General features: G+C 44.1%; 2 tRNA genes. Both read left to right on the top strand.

Annotation, left to right across the window (positions count from 1 at the left end):
* Window positions 1-44 precede the first annotated feature (44 nt).
* A tRNA-Ile gene (locus tag BN2425_RS00010) sits at window positions 45-121 on the top strand.
* A 16-nt stretch (window positions 122-137) separates the two neighbouring features.
* A tRNA-Ala gene (locus BN2425_RS00015) sits at window positions 138-213 on the top strand.
* Window positions 214-272 lie beyond the last annotated feature (59 nt).

Consider the following 272-nt stretch of genomic DNA (forward strand, 5'->3'; position numbering starts at 1 on the left):
TTGTTTGTTTAGTTTTGAGATACTAAATCTCATCATATGTGTATGGGCCTATAGCTCAGCTGGTTAGAGCGCACGCCTGATAAGCGTGAGGTCGATGGTTCAAGTCCATTTAGGCCCACCATATATACATTTATAATGGGGCTTTAGCTCAGCTGGGAGAGCGCCTGCTTTGCACGCAGGAGGTCAGCGGTTCGATCCCGCTAAGCTCCACCATATTCGTTCTTTGAAAACTAGATAATCGTATAGAAGAAACCAAGTAAAACCGAGTAAAT

It is taken from the genome of Neobacillus dielmonensis (genome assembly GCF_000612665.1).
GTDB classification, from domain to species: Bacteria; Bacillota; Bacilli; order Bacillales; family Cytobacillaceae; genus Neobacillus; species Neobacillus dielmonensis.